The following is a 16,122-nucleotide window of genomic DNA, read 5'->3' on the forward strand; positions in this document are numbered from 1 at the left end:
GTCGAATGATCAGTCGGGTTCTGGTGGCCAACCGGGGCGAGATCGCCCGCCGGGTGATCCGCGCGTGCGACGCGCTGGGCATCGAGACGGTCGCGGTGTTCAGCCCCGCCGACGCGGGGGCGCGGCACGTCGCCGAGGCCGGGTCCGCGGTCGGCCTGGGGGACGTGAAGGCGTACACCGACGCCGGGAAGCTGGTCGCGGCGGCCAGGGCGGCCGGGGCCGACGCCGTCCACCCCGGCTACGGGTTCCTGTCGGAGGACGCCGCGTTCGCGCGGGCGGTGGTCGAGGCGGGGCTGACCTGGATCGGGCCCTCGCCCGAGGCCATCGCGGCGATGGGCGACAAGATCGAGGCCAAGGCGCTGATGGCGGAGGCCGGGGTGCCGCTGCTCCCGACCATCGCCTTTGAGGAACCACCTGCGGACCTCACCTTTCCGCTGCTGCTGAAGGCGTCGGCCGGGGGCGGCGGGCGCGGCATGCGGATCGTGCGGTCGGCCGAGGAGCTCGCCGAGGCGCTGGAGTCGGCGGGGCGGGAGGCCGCGGCGGCGTTCGGCGACGGGACCGTGTTCGCCGAGCCGCTGCTGGAGCGGGCCCGGCACGTCGAGGTGCAGATCCTCGCCGACAGCCACGGCACCGTCTGGGCGCTGGGCGAGCGCGAGTGCTCGATCCAGCGCCGCCATCAGAAGGTGCTGGAGGAGGCGCCCTCGCCCGGGGTCACGCCCGAGCTGCGGCGCTCGCTGGCCGAGGCGGCGGTGAACGCGGCCCGCGCGATCGGCTACACCGGCGCCGGGACCGTCGAGTTCCTGCTGGCCGACGGCCACTTCCACTTCCTGGAGATGAACACCCGCCTCCAGGTCGAACACCCGGTCACCGAGGCCGTCTACGGCGTCGACCTGGTGCGCCTGCAGATCGAGATCGCCGAGGGCGCGGCCCTTCCCGGCCTGCCGCCGAGCCCGGTCGGCCACGCCATCGAGGTGCGCCTGTACGCCGAAGACCCCGCCGACGGCTGGACACCCCAGAGCGGCCGGATGCACCGCTTCGAGGTGCCCGGGGTGGAGGCCGAGTTCGCCCAGGGCGGCCTGCGGCTCGACGCGGGCGTGGTGTCCGGCGACGAGATCGGCACCTTCTACGACCCGATGCTGGCCAAGGTGATCGCCTACGCCCCCACCCGGGAGGCGGCGGCCAGACGGCTGGCCACGGCGCTGGCCGGCGCGAAGCTGCACGGCCCGGCGACCAACCGCGACCTGCTGGTCCGCGTCCTGCGCCACCCCGAGTTCCGCCAGGGCGAGACCGACACGGGTTTCCTGACCCGCCACGACCTGGCCCCCCTCGCGGGCCCGGAGGAGGTGCGGTTCTCCGCGCTGGCGGCGGCCCTGGCCCTGGCCGCCCGGCCGAGGACGACGCTCGGCGACCTCCCGCCGGGCTGGCGCAACGTCGTCTCGCAACCCCAGCGCACCGCCTTCGCCGAGGCCGGCGAGGTCACCCACCTGCACACCCGCGACGGCCTGCGATCGTCGCCCGAGGCGGTCCTGGTGTCGGCCGCGCCGGAGGAGGTGGTCCTGGAGATCGCCGGCGTGCGCCGGGTCTTCGCGGTCGCCTCCTACGACGACGCCGTGTACGTCGACTCCTCGCTCGGCCCCGTCCGGCTGACCCCGCTCCCGAGGTTGCCGGAGCCCGTGGTGCAGACTCCTCCCGGGTCGTTGCCCGCCCCGATGCCCGGCACCGTGCTGCGGGTCGAGGTCGGCGTGGGTGACGCGGTGAAACCTGGGCAGACGGTCGTGGTGCTGGAGGCCATGAAGATGGAGCATCGCATCACGGCCCCCGCCGAGGGGGTGGTGGCCGAACTGACCGCCGTCGCCGGGCGGCAGGTCGACGCCGGCACGCCACTGGCCGTGATCAAGGAAGTGACACAGTGACCGAGGTCGTACATCTGACGGTCGAGCGCGGGGTGGCCACGGTCACCCTCGACTCGCCGCGCAACCGCAACGCCCTGTCGCGGCAGCTCGTCGAGGAGCTGTCGGCCCACCTGGAGGCGGCCGGGTCCGACGACGACGTCCGGGCGGTGCTGCTCACCCACACCGGACCGGTGTTCTGCGCCGGGGCCGACCTGTCGGAGGCGGCGGCCGAGGGCATGGAGGCCGGCACCCGCCGCATGATCGACCTGTTCACGCTGGTGGTCGAGCTGCCCAAGCCGGTGGTCTGCCGGGTCGCCGGCAAGGCGCGGGCGGGCGGGCTCGGGCTGCTCGGCGCGTGCGACGTCGTGGTGGCCGACGACGGCGGCGACTACGCGTTCACCGAGGCCCGCCTCGGGCTCGCGCCGGCGATGATCTCGCTGACCCTGCTGCCGCGCCTCGACGGCCGGGCCGCCGGGCGCTACTTCATCACCGGCGAGACGTTCGGCGCGATGGAGGCCGAGCGCATCGGCCTGCTGACCCGGGCGGTCCCGCTGCCGCAACTCGACGACGCGGTCGAGACCGTGCTCGACGGCCTGCGCGCGGCCTCGCCGCAGGGTCTCGCCGAGTCGAAGCGGCTGGTCACCGAGCCGGTCCGGCGGTTGCTGGCCGAACGCGGCGACGAGATGGCGACCCTGTCGGCCAAGTTGTTCTCCTCGGCAGAGGCGCGCGAGGGCATGAGCGCCTTCCTGCAGAAGCGCCCGCCCGCCTGGGCCGTCTGATGGTGCGCATCGCCAACTGCTCGGGCTTCTACGGCGACCGCCTCTCGGCCGCCCGGGAACAGGTCGACGGCGGCCCGATCGACGTGCTCACCGGCGACTGGCTGGCCGAGCTGACCATGCTGATCCTGGCCGGGAACCGGGCCAAGGGCCGCCCGGGCTACGCCACGACGTTCGTGCGGCAGCTGTCCGACGTCCTGGCGACCTGCCTCGACCGCGGCATCAAGATCGTGTCGAACGCGGGCGGGCTCGACCCCGAAGCGTGCGCGCAGGCGATCAGGGACCTCGGCCTGCCGGCCAAGGTCGCCACCGTCACCGGCGACGACCTCATGCCGCGCCTGGCCGAGCTCGGGCCGCTGGTCAACCTCGACACCGGCGAGACCCTCACGGCGGCGCCGATCACCGCCAACGCCTACCTGGGCGGCTTCCCCATCGCCGCCGCCCTCTCGGCCGGCGCCGACGTCGTGGTGACCGGCCGCGTCACCGACGCGGCCCTGGTCACCGGTCCCGGCATCTGGCGGTACGGCTGGAGCCCCGCCGACCTCGACGCGCTCGCCGGTTCGGTCGTCGCCGGGCACGTCATCGAGTGCGGCTGCCAGGCCACCGGCGGCAACTACGCCTTCTTCGACGAGATCCCCGACCTGGCCCACTGCGGCTTCCCCATCGCCGAACTGCACTCCGACGGCTCCTGCGTCATCACCAAACACCCGGGCACGGGCGGCGCGGTCACCGTGGGCACCGTCACCGCCCAGCTCCTGTACGAGATCGGCGGCCCCCGCTACCAGGGCCCCGACGTGACGGCCCGGTTCGACACGATCCGCCTCATGCAGGAGGGCCCCGACCGGGTGTCGGTGAGCGGGGTGCGCGGCGAGGCGCCGCCGCCCACGCTGAAGGCCGCGGTGAACGTGCTCGGCGGCTACCGGAACACGATGACCCTGGTGCTGACCGGCCTCGACGCCGACCGCAAGGCGAAGGTCGCCGAGGAGGCCGTCTGGGCGCGGGCGCCCCGGGAGAGCTTCGAGCAGACGTACACGGAACGGGTCGGCGACCTGCTCCGGATCACGGTCATGGACCCTGACAAGCGCAAGGCCGGACGCCTGTTCTCCTCGGCCGTGGTCGAGACGGGCCTGGCCAGTTATCCCGGCTTCTACGGCCTGACCCCGCCCGGCGACGCCTCGCCCTACGGGATCTACTGGCCGGTGGCGGTGCCCCGGGTGACCGCCCGGGTCGCCGTCGACGGCGCGGAGGTGCCGTTCGAGGAGGCCGTGCCGGAGGCGGCCGCGGCGGCTCCGGCCGACCGCGAGGAGCCCGGGGTGGCCGGGCCGTGGTTCGCCCCGCCGATGCCGATCCCGCTGACCGTCGAAGAAGAGCTCCGACCTTTGGGTCTCATCGCCGGCGCGCGGTCGGGCGACAAGGGCGGCAACGCCAACCTCGGCGTGTGGGTGCGCACCCCCGACCACTACGCGTGGCTGGAGAACTACCTGACGGCCGACCGGCTGGCCGAGTTGCTGCCCGAAGTGACCGGATTGCGCGTCGACCGCCACGTGTTCCCGAACCTGCTCGCGGTCAACTTCGTCGTCCACGGCCTGCTCGGCCGGGGTGTGGCCGCCAGCCCGCTGATGGACGCCCAGGCCAAGGCCCTCGGCGAACGCCTGCGGGCGGTTCCGGTGCCGCTGCCCTGAGTCCATACCGCAATCACAGCGAAACGTGAGCCCTCCTACAATTGCTCGCAATTGCGACTGTACGGAAGGACACCCCCTCATGCGCCTCCGCTTCCTCGGCACCACCTCCGAGGCCACGTCGTGCCCCGCCCTGTACGAGACCGACCGCGGCACCATCGTCGTGCAGGGCACGGAGGTGGTGGATCCGGAGGCCAGAGCCGATCTCCGGCATCTCGCCGACTACGAGACCGCCGTCGAGGTCCCGCGTGAGCTCCTGGTCGAGATCGCACGCAAGGTCTTGACCTGATCACGATTAGGGAGCTCCCTATGGCCTGGGCGGCGAACTGAGGTCTACCTTGGTCCGCACCATGGCGGGAGGGATCGAGTGAGCGGTTTCCAGCAGGCGCGCATCGACCTGGGCATCCAGCTCAGGCAGCTCCGGGAGGTCGCTCACCTGTCCGGCAAGGACCTCGCCGAGCGCCTCAACTGGCAACCGTCGAAGGTCTCGCGCATCGAGAACGCCCGCCAGACGCCGACCGAGGACGACGTGGTCGTCTGGGCCCAGGCCGTCGCCGCCGAACCCGGCATGGTCGACAACCTGATCCAGCAGGCGGTCGGCCTGAGCGAACGCCACGACTCCTGGAAGGCCAGGCACAAGGGCGGGCTGGCGGCGCTCCAGGAGGACGTGCGCGATCTCGAGGCGCGCATCCGCACGCTGCGGATCTTCGAGGCCGGGCTGGTGCCGGGCCTGCTGCAGACCGCGGAGTACTCCCGGCACATCTTCCAGAAGGTGCGCCGGGTCTACGAGGCGGTCGACGACGTCGACGCGGCGATCCGGGTGCGCATGCAGCGGCAGGAGATCCTCTACGACCCGCAGCGCAGGTTCACGTTCGTGGTGCCCGAGGCGGTGCTGCACGTGCGGCTCGCGCCGCTCGACGTGATGCGCGGCCAGATGGACCGGCTGCTGGCCATCACGACGCTGCCCAACGTCGAGTTCGGCGTGATCCCGTTCGAGACGGTCCTGCCGGCCACCCCGCTGCACAGCTTCGCCATCTACAACGAGGCGCTCGTCGGCGTGGCCACGTTCACCAAGGACCTGCTGCTCAGAGACCCCGACGACATCGCCTTCTACGCCCGCGCCCACGACGACTTCGCGGCCGCCGCCGTCTATCGCGACGACGCCCGCGCGGTGATCGTCCGGGTCATCGACGAATTGGGGAAACAATCCGCTGATTCGTAAGAGCAATTGCTTGCCTCATGTGACGGGAGCGTGCAATCCTTTCCTCTCAGCCGGGAGGTGATTGTGCGATGCTTGACACTTTGTGGTGTCTTGAGCGATTCGCCGATGCGACGCGGGAACACATCGACCTTTCGGTGCGCCTGCTCAGTGCCAGTCCGCCGGCGGTGCACGTCCGGAACCGTTTCTCCGACACTCTCGCCGAGACGGTGACCTGCACCGACTGCGGCGCCTTCGTGACCTCGTGGGGCTACCGCCTCGGCACGGTCGAGTCGGTCGAAGACGCCGCCGCCCGCCTCGCCTACCTGATGGCGGCGCTTCCGGCGTAGTCACGCCCCATGGTGTCGAGGTTGGTCAGGAATCGGCGCACGTCGTCGTCGCCGTGCTGGACCGACAACGTCCACTGCTCGGTCTTGCCCCAGGGCGGCAGGAAGACCCCGCCGTTGTGCTGGTAGAGCCAGTGCGCATGTCCCCATTCGCCGGGATAGTCGAGAAAATCGCGGTAGTCGCGGAGTTTCTCGTGAAATATTACTGAGCCCTTCGCGCCATATGACTGGATATATCCCGGCATGCCCCATCGCCGGAGAATGGCGGTCGCCTCTTCCGTCATAACCGTGCGCAACCGATCAAAGTGACGATAAGCGTCTGAATTGAGCACGTCCCTGAGCACGACGGCCGCCACCGCCATGGTGAGCGGATTGCCGTTGAAGGTGCCGACCTGCTCGTACACCCCCTCCGAGATCAGCCTCATCAGGTCGGGCGTGCCGCCGATCGCCCCGCACGGCAGGCCGCCGCCGAGCGCCTTGGCCAGGCAGATGAGGTCGGGGGTCACGCCCAGTAGTTCGGACGCGCCGCCCGGCGCCACCGACAACCCGGTCTTGACCTCGTCGAAGGCCAGGTAGGCGCCGTGGCGGTGCAGCAGGTCCTTCAGCTGGGCGAGGTAGCCGTCGGGCGGCGGGATGAGCCCGATGTTCATCATGACCGGTTCGAGGATCATCCCGGCGATCTCGCCGGAGTTCTCGATCAGCGCCCGCTCGACGGCCTCCAGGTCGCCGAAGGGCACCACGACGGTCAGCCGGGCGAGGTCCGGCGGCACCGAGACGCTGTAGCGCACCGAGCGGGGCCGCAGCGGCGGCCCGGCCTCCTCGATCGACGGATAGACGCTGACCTGCACGGAGTCGTGGTGGCCGTGGTAACTGCCCTCGACCTTGATGATCTTCATGCGGCCGGTGGCGGCCCGCATGAGGTGGACGGCGTCCATCGTGGCCTCGGTGCCGGAGTTCCCGAACCGCCACATCGGCAGCCCGAAGCGTTCGGCCAGCAACCGCGCCACGACCACGGCGTCCCGGGTCGGCTGGGCGAAGTGGGTGCCCTTCCTGACCCGTTCGTCGATGGTCTCGACGACGGCCGGATGGGCGTGCCCGACGAGGTTGACCCCGAATCCACCGTGCAGGTCGACGTAGGAGGTGCCGTCGAGGTCGACGACCCGGGAGCCCTGGCCGTGCGAGATCCACACGGCCCCGGGAGGGGCGTCCTGCCAGTTGGAGGCCACTCCCCCGGGCAAGACATCGGAGCATTCGGTGCGCACTCGCCGCGATTCGACGGTCCGGGCGAGGAACGCGCCTTCTTGAAGGGCGATCAGGTCGTCCAGTACGCGAGCCGGTGTCCGCTCGCTGACGACGGTCATCGTTAGATCCTTTCGGGCAGGGCCGGCGCGCGGCCCGTGAGATAAGCGGTCGCCACGGTGGCGATCCACTGGAAGGTGACGTCCTCGTCGGCGGAGAACGGCCCCGGCCGGTACCCGCGCGAGCTCACGCCCCGCTGCACCCCTTCGCAGGCCTGCCAGTCCTGGCGGTTGGTCAGATCCCAGAAGTCGACGGCGTAGCCGACGTCGGTGGTCCCCTTCGGGAACAACCACTGGCAGGTGACCTTGGTCCGGGTGGCGGTGAGCGGTTCGAGGACGTGCGTCATGACGTAGTCGGGATGGAGACTGAGCAGCAGGTTCGGGAACAGGTGCAGGTACTCGACGATCCGCAGCCGCTCGCCGGTGATGCCCGGGAGCGGCCCGGCGGCCGAGTTGCCGTCCATCGACATGGTCTCCGCGCCGTCGATGAGGTCCATGCGACCACCCGCCCACAACCCCGTCGGCACGTAGTTGTCGCCGCTGTCCGGCGGGCTGACGGCGCACAGTTCGGGGTGGATCGCCGGGCAGTGGTAACACTCGTGGTAGTTCTCGACGGCGAGTTTCCAGTTGGCGTCGAGCTCGTACTCGTGCGACGCGGCGACGTCGAGCTCTCCCAGCGTGTACGCCGCCACGATGTCCTCCAGACCGTGGAGGTAGTCGTGGATGGGCGGCGCCTGCCCGTCGGCGTTGACGAACACGAACCCGTGCCACTCGGTGACCGGGACCTCGACCAGCCCCAGCTTGGGCGCCGGCTCGCCGGGGATGCGGTGCAGGTCGCCCCGCAGGTCGTAGACCCAGTTGTGGTACGGGCAGGCGATGAACCGCCCGGTCGCCGACGAACCGCACGGCAGCAGCTCGTGGGCGCGATGACGGCAGACGTTGTAGAACCCGCGCAGGGTGGCGTCGTCGTCGCGGACCAGGAGCACGGAGTCGTCGCCCACGGCGACGGCCTTCCTGCCCCGGTTCGGGATGTCGGCCGAGCGCCCGGCGCAGACCCAGCCCCCGGCGAAGACGACCGTGCGCTCCCAGGCGAGGACGTCGTCGGCGGTGTAGGCGGCCTGCGGCAACATCTGGCCCGGGGCCTTGAGACATTCGCGGACCTCGTCGAGGTCGAGCGGCGCGGAGTTCATCGCTCACACCATCCGCTGGGAGCCTGGCCGGAACCACACCAATCGGCCGGCTTGACGGCATCCGCCTGACTGGGCGGCCAGACCACCCCGGCCTTCCCGTCTGGCTTGGCCAGCGCACTCGACAACACCTTCCGGAGAACCCGAATCATCACTTCCACCACCTCGTGTTCAATTCGCCTCGGTGCTCGTGTTCACCCGAGCACCGTTCGGGACGCGGATGCCGACGTTGCGGTGGCAAGACGCGCTGCTGCTCGTGCTCGGCAACCCCGACGACGCCCCCGCGACTCTGGTGGCGAAGCACCCGTGACGGCGCGGCACCGCAACACCCGGTTGCCGCCGCCGGCCGGGGCCGCGACCCGCTGCGGCGGGCGGGGCCGGCCAGGCGGGAGCCGTAACGGAAAGAGCTTTGAACGCGGAGGAGCCTCCGCCCGACCATGGGAAAGAGGTCCAGGCGCGGGCGCGGGTTCGGTGGAGACCTGGTGGCGTCATTTTCTGCCGCCCCTCTTGCGGTCCTTGAGGATGCGGCGGGTGGCCAGGTAGCCGGCGATGCCGGTCACGCCGCCGCCGCCGTGGGTGGCCGAGCTGCACTGGTAGAGGCCCTTCACCGGGGTGGTGAAGTCGGCGTAGCCGGGGGCCGGGCGCAGGTGGAAGAGCTGGTCCGGGGAGAGTTCGCCGTGGAAGATGTTGCCGCCGAGCAGGCCGTATTCGTGTTCCATCTGGTGGGGGCCGATGACCTGGCGGTGGAGGACCGACGCCTTGAAGCCGGGGGCCAGCTGGTCGTAGCCGTCGATGACGCGGTCGGCGTAGGCGTCGAGTCCCTCGGTGTGGGGCTGCTCGTTCCAGGTGTGCGGGACCCATTGGGTGAACATCGACATGATGTGGGTGCCCTCGGGGCAGAGCGTGCGGTCGACCGTCGACGGGATGACCGAGTCGGCGAACGGCAGGCGGGCGGCGACGCCCGACCTCGCGTCCTGGAACGCCTGCTCGACGTACTCGATGGAGTGGCAGAGCTCGACCGAGCCGGTCAGGTCGGCCTCCGGGTTGGACGGGAAGGTCGGCAACTCCGAGAGCGCGACGTTGATCTTCACGACGCCCGAGCGGGAGCGCCAGCGTTCGATGTCGCGCACGAAGTCGTCGGGCAGGTGGTCGCGGCCCACGTGGTGCAGGAAGGTGGTCTTGGGGTGGGTGGCGGCGACGACGGTGGAGGCGGTGAACTCCCTGCCGTCTTCGAGCGCGACGCCCACGGTCCTGCCCCCTTTTATGAGGATTTTTCGGACCGGGGCCTCGGTGAGCACCGTCGCGCCGAACGCCTCGGCCGAGCTGCGGATGGCCTGGCTGACCGCGCCCATGCCGCCGATCGGGTAACCCCACGACCCCATACGCCCGTCGCCGACGTCGCCGATCGTGTGGTGCATCATCACGTAGGCGGTGCCCGGTTCGGCCGGCCCGGCCCACGTGCCGATGACGCCGTTGATCGACATCACGCCCTTGACCTGGGGCGACTCGAACCATTCGTTGAGCAGGTCCTCGACCGACATGGTGAACAGGCGGACCGCGTCGGCGGTGCCCCGCGTCCGCAGGCCGCGCAGCCCCCAGGCCAGCCGGAGCTGGTCGATCAGGTCCTTCGGCCGCAGTGAGCCGACGTTGGGCGGGGTGCGCATCAGCAGCGGGGACAGCACGTCGCCGATGCCCTGGAGCCAGGCTTCGTAGCGGGGCATCGCGTCGGCGTCCTTCGTGGAGAACGCGGCGATCTGGGCGTGGTCGCGGGCCGGATCGCCCGTCTCGGTCTGCAGGGAACGGCCGTCGGGGAAGGGAACGAAGCTGGGCCCCATGGGGATCACGTCGTAGCCGTGCTCCGTGAGCCGCAGGTCACGCAGGATCGTGGGGGGCATCAGGCTCATGACGTACGAGAGAGCGGTGACCTTGAACTCGGGCCCCCACGGGGTTTCGGTGGTGGCCGCGCCGCCGGTGACCGGGCGGGCTTCGGCGACGAGGGTGGAGAGTCCGGCACGGGCGAGATAGGCCGCGGCGACGAGCCCGTTGTGCCCGCCTCCGATGATGATCGCGTCGTATGCGTGTTTCACCGGCTGTACCCCTTCTGCATGGCGTTACGACCCGGAAAACTTATGCCCGCACGCCTTGCGGCCCATGGGGGCCACACCGTCAGACTAACTGGGCAACCAGTCAGTCTGGCAAGAGGAGATTCGGTACCAGAAAAGGGAACAGCATGGATCGACGCAGGTTTCTGCTGGTCAGCGCCTTAGCTGCGACGGCGGCATGTGGAGGCGAGCGGCCCGGCCGCTCGACGGGGTCCTCCGCAGTGCCGCTCACTCGAACGGATTCACCCGGCGCCCTGCCGCTGCACGACGACATCCCTCCGATCGCGGACGGGCTCTCCCCGGAGTCCGGCGGGGTGTTGAAGATCTTGAACTATCCCGAGTACGTGTCTCCCGACGTCCTGAAGGCGTTCGGGAAGACCCACGGGGTCGAGGTCGAGCTGACGACCTTCAACACGATGGAAGACGCGATTTCCAAGCTCCGCACGCCCGGCGCCTCGTTCGACGTGTGGTTCCCGACCCCCGACGTGATCGGGAAGGCGGCCGTCGGCAAACTGCTGCTGCCGCTCAACAAGACGTATCTGGGCAATCTGGCCAACGCCTGGCCGCAGCTGCAGTCGCCCTTCTACGACGAGGGCTCGCGCTACTCCGTGCCCTACTGCGCCTACACGTCCGGGATCGGCTACCGGGCCGACGAGGTGTCGGCCAATTTCGGCTACGGCCTGCTCTGGGATCCCGCCTACAAGGGCAAGGCGTACCTGATCGACGACCACCGCGAGGGCCTGGCCCTGGCGATGCTGAAGAACGGGTCGCGGGAGATCAACACCGAGGACCCGGTGAAGATCAAGCAGGCCGGCACGTGGCTCGCGGAGCTCGTGCCGCTGATGAACATCAAGACCGGGATCGCGGCCTACCAGCTGGTGGCCGAAGGCCAGGCGACGGTGCACCACTGCTGGTCGGGCGACATGATCAACGCGCAGTCCTACCTGCCCAAGGGCGTGGACGCCGACGTGCTCGGCTACTGGTACCCCTCCGACGACCTCGGCGTGGTCGGCACCGATTCCATCGCCGTGCCCGCGTCGGCTTCGAAGCCGGTCCTCGCCCACCTGCTGCTCGACCACCTGCTGGATCCCGCGGTGGCACAGGAGAACTTCTCGTTCACCGGATATCAGCCGGCGCTCTCGGCGATCACCCCCGAGAAGATGGTCACCGACGAGTTCGTGACCGAGGGCCTGAAGTCGGCGATCGTGACGCCGGACGTGTACGCCCGCAGCCAGCAGATCTTCCAGATCTCCCCCGCGGCGGAGGCGGTCTGGCTCGACACGTGGTCGCAGTTCAAGGCAGGCCAGTGAGCGGGGACGCCGGAGGTTCCCCGGAACCGGCCCCTGCCTCGCGGCGAAATGCCGGGGCTCCTGCCCGTCGCGACCGGGGCGGCCGCCTGTGGGGTCTGCTCGCCGCGCCCGGCGCGCTCTGGCTGGTGCTGCTGTTCGCGGTGCCGTTCTACGCCATCGCCGCCGTGGCGTTCGGCTACACCGACCCGGTGTTCAACGCGCCCGTGCCGGAATGGGACCCCCGCTACTGGGACGTCACCGCGTTCACCGAGATCCTCACCCGGTCGGTCACCGGAGACCTGCGCCCCGTCTTCCTCCGCACACTGCTCTACGTCGCCCTCGCCCTGGGGTTGTGCGTGGCCATCGGCTACCCGGTGGCCTACTACGTCGCCCGGCACGCCGGACGCCGCCGGGCCCTGCTGCTCGGCCTGATCCTCGCGCCGTGGTGGGTGAACTACCTGACCCGCATGCTGGCCTGGCTGAACCTGCTCCAGGACGACGGCTACGTCAACGACCTGCTGCTGTTCACCCGCATCGTCGACGAACCCGTGCGCTGGTTGTCGGGCAACCCGGTGACGGTCGTGCTGGCGCTGGTCTACGGGTACATCCCGTTCTTCATCGTGCCGCTGTTCTCCACCCTCGACCGCATCGACCCGCTCCTGCTGGAGGCGGCGCGGGACCTCGGCTGTTCGGGACGGGGCGCGTTCTGGCACGTGACGCTGCCCCTGTCGCGTCCGGGCCTGCTGACGGCGTCGGCCATCACGGCGCTGCCGATGTTCGGCGACTACTACACCAACACCCTCGTCTCGGGCTCGCCGACCACCACGATGATCGCCAACCAGATCGAGTTCTACCTGCTCGGCGGGACGCGGAAGGAGCTGGGGGCGTCGCTCGTGCTGCTGCTGTCGGCGCTGCTCATGGTGCTGATGGTGTACTACCTGATCTCCAGCCGCCGGGCCGAGGAGGGCGTGACATGAGACGGCGACCGTGGGTGCTCGCGTCGGTGACGTGGGCCTATGTGGTGTGGTCGCTGGTGCCGATTCTGGTGGCGATCCAGTTCTCCTTCAACGACGGCCGCTCGCGCAGCACCTGGCAGGGCTTCTCCCTGCAGTGGTACTTCGGCTCGTCCGGTTCGGTGGCCGACGACCCGTCGCTGCGCCTGGCCCTGGTCAACAGCCTGACGGTCGCCGGCCTCACGACGCTCATCGCCACCCCGCTCGGCGTCGCGACCGCCCTCGGCCTGGCCCGCTGGCGGGGCCGGACCGGCCGCGTGGTCGGCGGCCTCACCCTGCTCCCCCTGGCCACGCCCGAGATCGTGATGGGCTCGGCGCTCTACCTGGTTTTCACCAACCTCTACCTGTTCGTCCCGCTGGGCCAACCGGCCCAGATCCTCGGCCACGTCACGTTCTCCGTCTCGTACGTGGTCGTGATCGTCCGCTCCCGGCTCGCGTCGATCGGCACCGACTACGAGGAGGCGGCCCGCGACCTCGGCTGCGGCCGCCTGACCGCCGTCCGGCTGATCCTGCTCCCCCTGCTCACCCCCGCCGTGTTCGCCGGCGCGATGATCGTCTTCGCGTCGTCGATGGACGACTTCGTCATCTCGGCGTTCCTGTCCCCCGACGCGTCGTCGGTGACCGTCCCCATCAAGCTCTACAGCGCGGTACGGAACGCGCCCACACCCGCACTGAACGCCCTCGCGACCCTGCTGGTGCTCGCCTCACTGCTGGCGTTGCTGCTGGGCTGGCTGGTCCAGCGGCGGACGACCCTGTTCATCATGAAGAAGTGAACGGCGCCTCCGTCACGACTGGGACGATGTCCGACGACGCGCCCTGCAACTGCCCCATGGCCGCTCCCGACAGGACGAACAGCAAGCCGACCAGGATCCAGGCCTTCCACGAGCGGACGAAGAGCAGCACCGCGGCCACGGCGGCCAGCAGTCCGAGCCCTGCCCCGATCATCCCGCCCAGGACGACGTCGCCGTCGGCGTGGTGTTCGTTTCCAGGGATGAACGAATACCTGTAGGGCTCGACGGCGAGTGCCAGGACCCCGCAGATCAGGGATACGGCATAAAGGACGGCGAAAACTCCGATTCGCAGGGCCCGCCAAGCCTTTCTCGCCTCGATCTCCTGCCCCGGAGTAGGTGGATCTCCGTAATAGGTCGTGTCAGCTGCAGACATGGTTCTCGATCGCCGTCCTGTCGGTGATGACCCGAAGTCGTGGTCGTCACGGCCCAGGGTTGCAGTTCGGGCATTGCGGCCGGAGGGATCACGCCTGATCAGTGGCTCGCCAAGGAGAAGATTCCCGGCAGAGGCGTCACAGTGATCAGCCCATCCGTGAGGAGCGGACGTCATGATCACACGGATCGACCCCGCCCTGTTCGATCTCTGGGAAGCCGTCTTCAAGGGTTGCGGTCAGGCCGACTTGCGAAGAGCGGTGACGTGTTCCGCCGGCCCGGCTCAGGCGATGACCCGGCCGACCCCGCGCCGCTCCAGCGACCGCGCGATGATCACGCGCTGGATCTCGCTCGTCCCCTCCCAGATGCGGTCGACCCGCAGCTCACGCAGGTACCGTTCGGCCACGTTGGTCCGCATGTAGCCCCGCCCGCCGAACGTCTGCACCGCCCGGTCGGCACACCGCCACGCCGCCTCCGAGGCGAACAGTTTCGCCAGGGACGCCTTCGCGTGCACGACCTTCCGGTCGGCGCCCGCGTCGGCCAGCGCCGCCACTTCGTACACCATCAGGCGGGCCGCGGCCGCGTCGGCGGCCGAGTCGGCCAGGGGGAACGCCACGCCCTGGTGGTCGATGAGCCGCGCACCGCCCTGCTCGCGCTCGCACGCCCAACCGACCGCCTCCTCCAGCAGCCTCCCCATCGCGCCGACGCAGTGGGCGGCGATGCCCAGCCGTTCCTCCACGAACCAGTTCTGCTGCAGCGCGTCGGCCTGGCCGAGGCCGCCCAGCACGGCGTCGTCGCCGACGAGCACCCCGTTCAGGTGCAGCGTCGGGTGCCCGTGCGGGAACGAGTGGGTGAAGGGCGGGTCGTCGAGGTACTCGACGCCGTCGGCTTCGGCGTCGACGAGGAACAACGTCGGCCCGTGGCCTTCTGCCAGGGCCACCACGATGTGTACGGCGGCCACGTCGCCGCTGGTCACGAACCATTTCTCACCGTCGAGCCGCCAGCGGTCGCCGACCCGTTCGGCCACGGTCGAGATGCCCGACGGGTCGGAGCCGGCGTACTCCTCGGTGACGGCGTAGGAGACCCACCCTTCGCCGAGGAGGGCGGGGCGCAGGTAGCGGGAGATCTGGTCGGGCGTGCCGGCGGACAACACGTTGTAGGCGTCCGGGACCCACCACCACAACCCGTTGGTGTTCCGCCCGAACTGCTCGTGCACCACCACGTAGTCGGTGGCCGACCACCCCTGTCCGCCGTGTTCGGCGGAGTGCCTTCCGCCGTTGAGCCGGGCCGCCAGGGCGGCCTTCATGATGACGCCGACGTCGGAGGAGGGCAGCCGCCCGCCGGCCCGTTCGGCCGACTCCTCCCGTGGCATCAGCACGTCGTCGACGAAGGCCCTGGCCCGGTCACGCAACTCGATCTGTTCGTCCGACAGCCGTATCAGCGACATGTCGCTCTCCCCACGATCCCTGACTGGCGACCCAGTCAAATCGGAGAGCGATCACCCTGTCAAGCAGGGAACGACGACCGGGGGACGCCCACTTCGCGGGCCGCCGCGATCCGGGCGTGCTCCAGCAGGCGCTTGCGCGACATCGCCCCCGAGTGGAGCGTGTAGCGCACCACGAGCCCGTCGAGCATGCCGTCGAGCCGCTCGGCGGCGCCCTGCGGGTCGTCGCAGGTGAACTCGCCGGCCTCCATGCCCTGCGCGATCACCTCGGACAGGATCTCGATCCAGCCGCCTTCGAGTTCGAGCAGGATGTCGCGGACGTGGGGCTCGCGCACGCCCAGCGCCCACGCGTCGAGCCACAGGATCCAGCTCTGGTCGGACCGCGACGACGGGATGTAGAAGCGCAGCACGCGGTCGAGCCGCTGGATGGCCGTGCCGGGGCCGGCGATGATCTCGCGCAGCCGCCGGACCTCGCTCTCGGAGGTGGCCCGCAGCATGGCGGTGATCAGGTCGTCCTTGGTGGCGAAGTGGTAGTGGATCAACCCGCCACTGACGTTGGTCGCTTTCGCGATGTCGGAGACGCGGGTGCTGGCGAGACCCCGTTCCAGCACCACACGCCGGGCGGCGTCCAGCAGTTCGGCCCGGCGCTGATCTGCCTGATCGGCCCGGCTGCTCCGGGCGCCCTCCGCGCTGCGCACCCGGCAACTCTACCCCAGCACCGCCTCGCGTTGACGACC

At 70.2% G+C, this 16,122-nt stretch carries 15 protein-coding genes; 9 read left to right on the top strand and 6 right to left on the bottom strand.

What is annotated here, in order from left to right; genetic code table 11:
- Positions 1–5 precede the first annotated feature (5 nt).
- From AW271_RS06705 to AW271_RS06730, 6 genes are all read left to right on the top strand, one after another.
- Positions 6–1,913 carry an ATP-binding protein gene (locus tag AW271_RS06705; protein ID WP_062333572.1) on the top strand — a complete coding sequence of 636 codons (1,908 nt, stop codon included), beginning with the start codon at positions 6–8 and terminating at the stop codon, positions 1,911–1,913.
- Positions 1,910–2,671, top strand: coding sequence for an enoyl-CoA hydratase family protein (locus AW271_RS06710; protein ID WP_062333574.1), 762 nt, complete (start codon positions 1,910–1,912; stop codon positions 2,669–2,671). Before AW271_RS06705 ends, AW271_RS06710 begins: the two co-directional genes overlap by 4 nt.
- Positions 2,671–4,350, top strand: coding sequence for an acyclic terpene utilization AtuA family protein (locus AW271_RS06715; RefSeq protein ID WP_062333577.1), 1,680 nt, complete (start codon positions 2,671–2,673; stop codon positions 4,348–4,350). Before AW271_RS06710 ends, AW271_RS06715 begins: the two co-directional genes overlap by 1 nt.
- A 79-nt stretch (positions 4,351–4,429) precedes the next feature.
- Positions 4,430–4,636: a hypothetical protein gene (locus AW271_RS06720; RefSeq protein ID WP_030454164.1), complete on the top strand. Its 207-nt coding sequence runs from the start codon at positions 4,430–4,432 to the stop codon at positions 4,634–4,636.
- A 78-nt stretch (positions 4,637–4,714) separates the two neighbouring features.
- Complete coding sequence (locus AW271_RS06725; protein WP_062333582.1) at positions 4,715–5,569, top strand: helix-turn-helix domain-containing protein; 855 nt, start codon at positions 4,715–4,717, stop codon at positions 5,567–5,569.
- A 134-nt stretch (positions 5,570–5,703) separates the two neighbouring features.
- Positions 5,704–5,895 carry a Lar family restriction alleviation protein gene (locus tag AW271_RS06730; RefSeq protein WP_245652964.1) on the top strand — a complete coding sequence of 64 codons (192 nt, stop codon included), beginning with the start codon at positions 5,704–5,706 and terminating at the stop codon, positions 5,893–5,895.
- Here the strand turns inward: AW271_RS06730 and AW271_RS06735 are convergent.
- The 3 genes from AW271_RS06735 to AW271_RS06745 form a co-directional block, all read right to left on the bottom strand.
- Positions 5,868–7,154, bottom strand: coding sequence for an aspartate aminotransferase family protein (locus AW271_RS06735; protein WP_439648967.1), 1,287 nt, complete (start codon positions 7,152–7,154; stop codon positions 5,868–5,870). The two genes, AW271_RS06730 and AW271_RS06735, sit on opposite strands and share 28 nt — an antisense overlap.
- A 101-nt stretch (positions 7,155–7,255) precedes the next feature.
- Positions 7,256–8,380 (bottom strand): aromatic ring-hydroxylating oxygenase subunit alpha, encoded by a 1,125-nt coding sequence (locus AW271_RS06740; protein WP_062333591.1) that lies wholly within the window; start codon positions 8,378–8,380, stop codon positions 7,256–7,258.
- 485 nt (positions 8,381–8,865) lie between these two features.
- A complete protein-coding gene (locus AW271_RS06745) occupies positions 8,866–10,464 on the bottom strand; it encodes a phytoene desaturase family protein (protein WP_062333594.1) in 1,599 nt (532 codons plus the stop codon).
- Between the two features lie 329 nt (positions 10,465–10,793).
- Here AW271_RS06745 and AW271_RS06750 point away from each other — a divergent pair, with 329 nt between their 5' ends.
- The 3 genes from AW271_RS06750 to AW271_RS06760 are packed head-to-tail and all read left to right on the top strand — an operon-like array spanning position 10,794 to position 13,554.
- On the top strand, positions 10,794–11,789 hold the full coding sequence (locus AW271_RS06750) for a polyamine ABC transporter substrate-binding protein (protein WP_169806290.1): 996 nt from the start codon (positions 10,794–10,796) through the stop codon (positions 11,787–11,789).
- Positions 11,786–12,745 (top strand): ABC transporter permease, encoded by a 960-nt coding sequence (locus AW271_RS06755; protein WP_169806291.1) that lies wholly within the window; start codon positions 11,786–11,788, stop codon positions 12,743–12,745. The genes AW271_RS06750 and AW271_RS06755 overlap by 4 nt, the downstream gene beginning before the upstream one ends.
- Positions 12,742–13,554 carry an ABC transporter permease gene (locus AW271_RS06760; protein ID WP_063817897.1) on the top strand — a complete coding sequence of 271 codons (813 nt, stop codon included), beginning with the start codon at positions 12,742–12,744 and terminating at the stop codon, positions 13,552–13,554. Before AW271_RS06755 ends, AW271_RS06760 begins: the two co-directional genes overlap by 4 nt.
- Here AW271_RS06760 and AW271_RS06765 read toward each other — a convergent pair.
- From AW271_RS06765 to AW271_RS06775, 3 genes are all read right to left on the bottom strand, one after another.
- Positions 13,541–13,945 (bottom strand): hypothetical protein, encoded by a 405-nt coding sequence (locus AW271_RS06765; protein WP_062333608.1) that lies wholly within the window; start codon positions 13,943–13,945, stop codon positions 13,541–13,543. The genes AW271_RS06760 and AW271_RS06765 overlap by 14 nt on opposite strands.
- Positions 13,946–14,224: 279 nt before the next feature.
- On the bottom strand, positions 14,225–15,388 hold the full coding sequence (locus AW271_RS06770) for an acyl-CoA dehydrogenase family protein (protein ID WP_062333611.1): 1,164 nt from the start codon (positions 15,386–15,388) through the stop codon (positions 14,225–14,227).
- 59 nt (positions 15,389–15,447) lie between these two features.
- Positions 15,448–16,083: a TetR/AcrR family transcriptional regulator gene (locus tag AW271_RS06775; RefSeq protein ID WP_062333614.1), complete on the bottom strand. Its 636-nt coding sequence runs from the start codon at positions 16,081–16,083 to the stop codon at positions 15,448–15,450.
- Between the last annotated feature and the right edge of the window lie 39 nt (positions 16,084–16,122).

The sequence above is a fragment of the Herbidospora sakaeratensis genome (genome assembly GCF_001570525.1).
Classification (GTDB): Bacteria; Actinomycetota; Actinomycetes; order Streptosporangiales; family Streptosporangiaceae; genus Herbidospora; species Herbidospora sakaeratensis.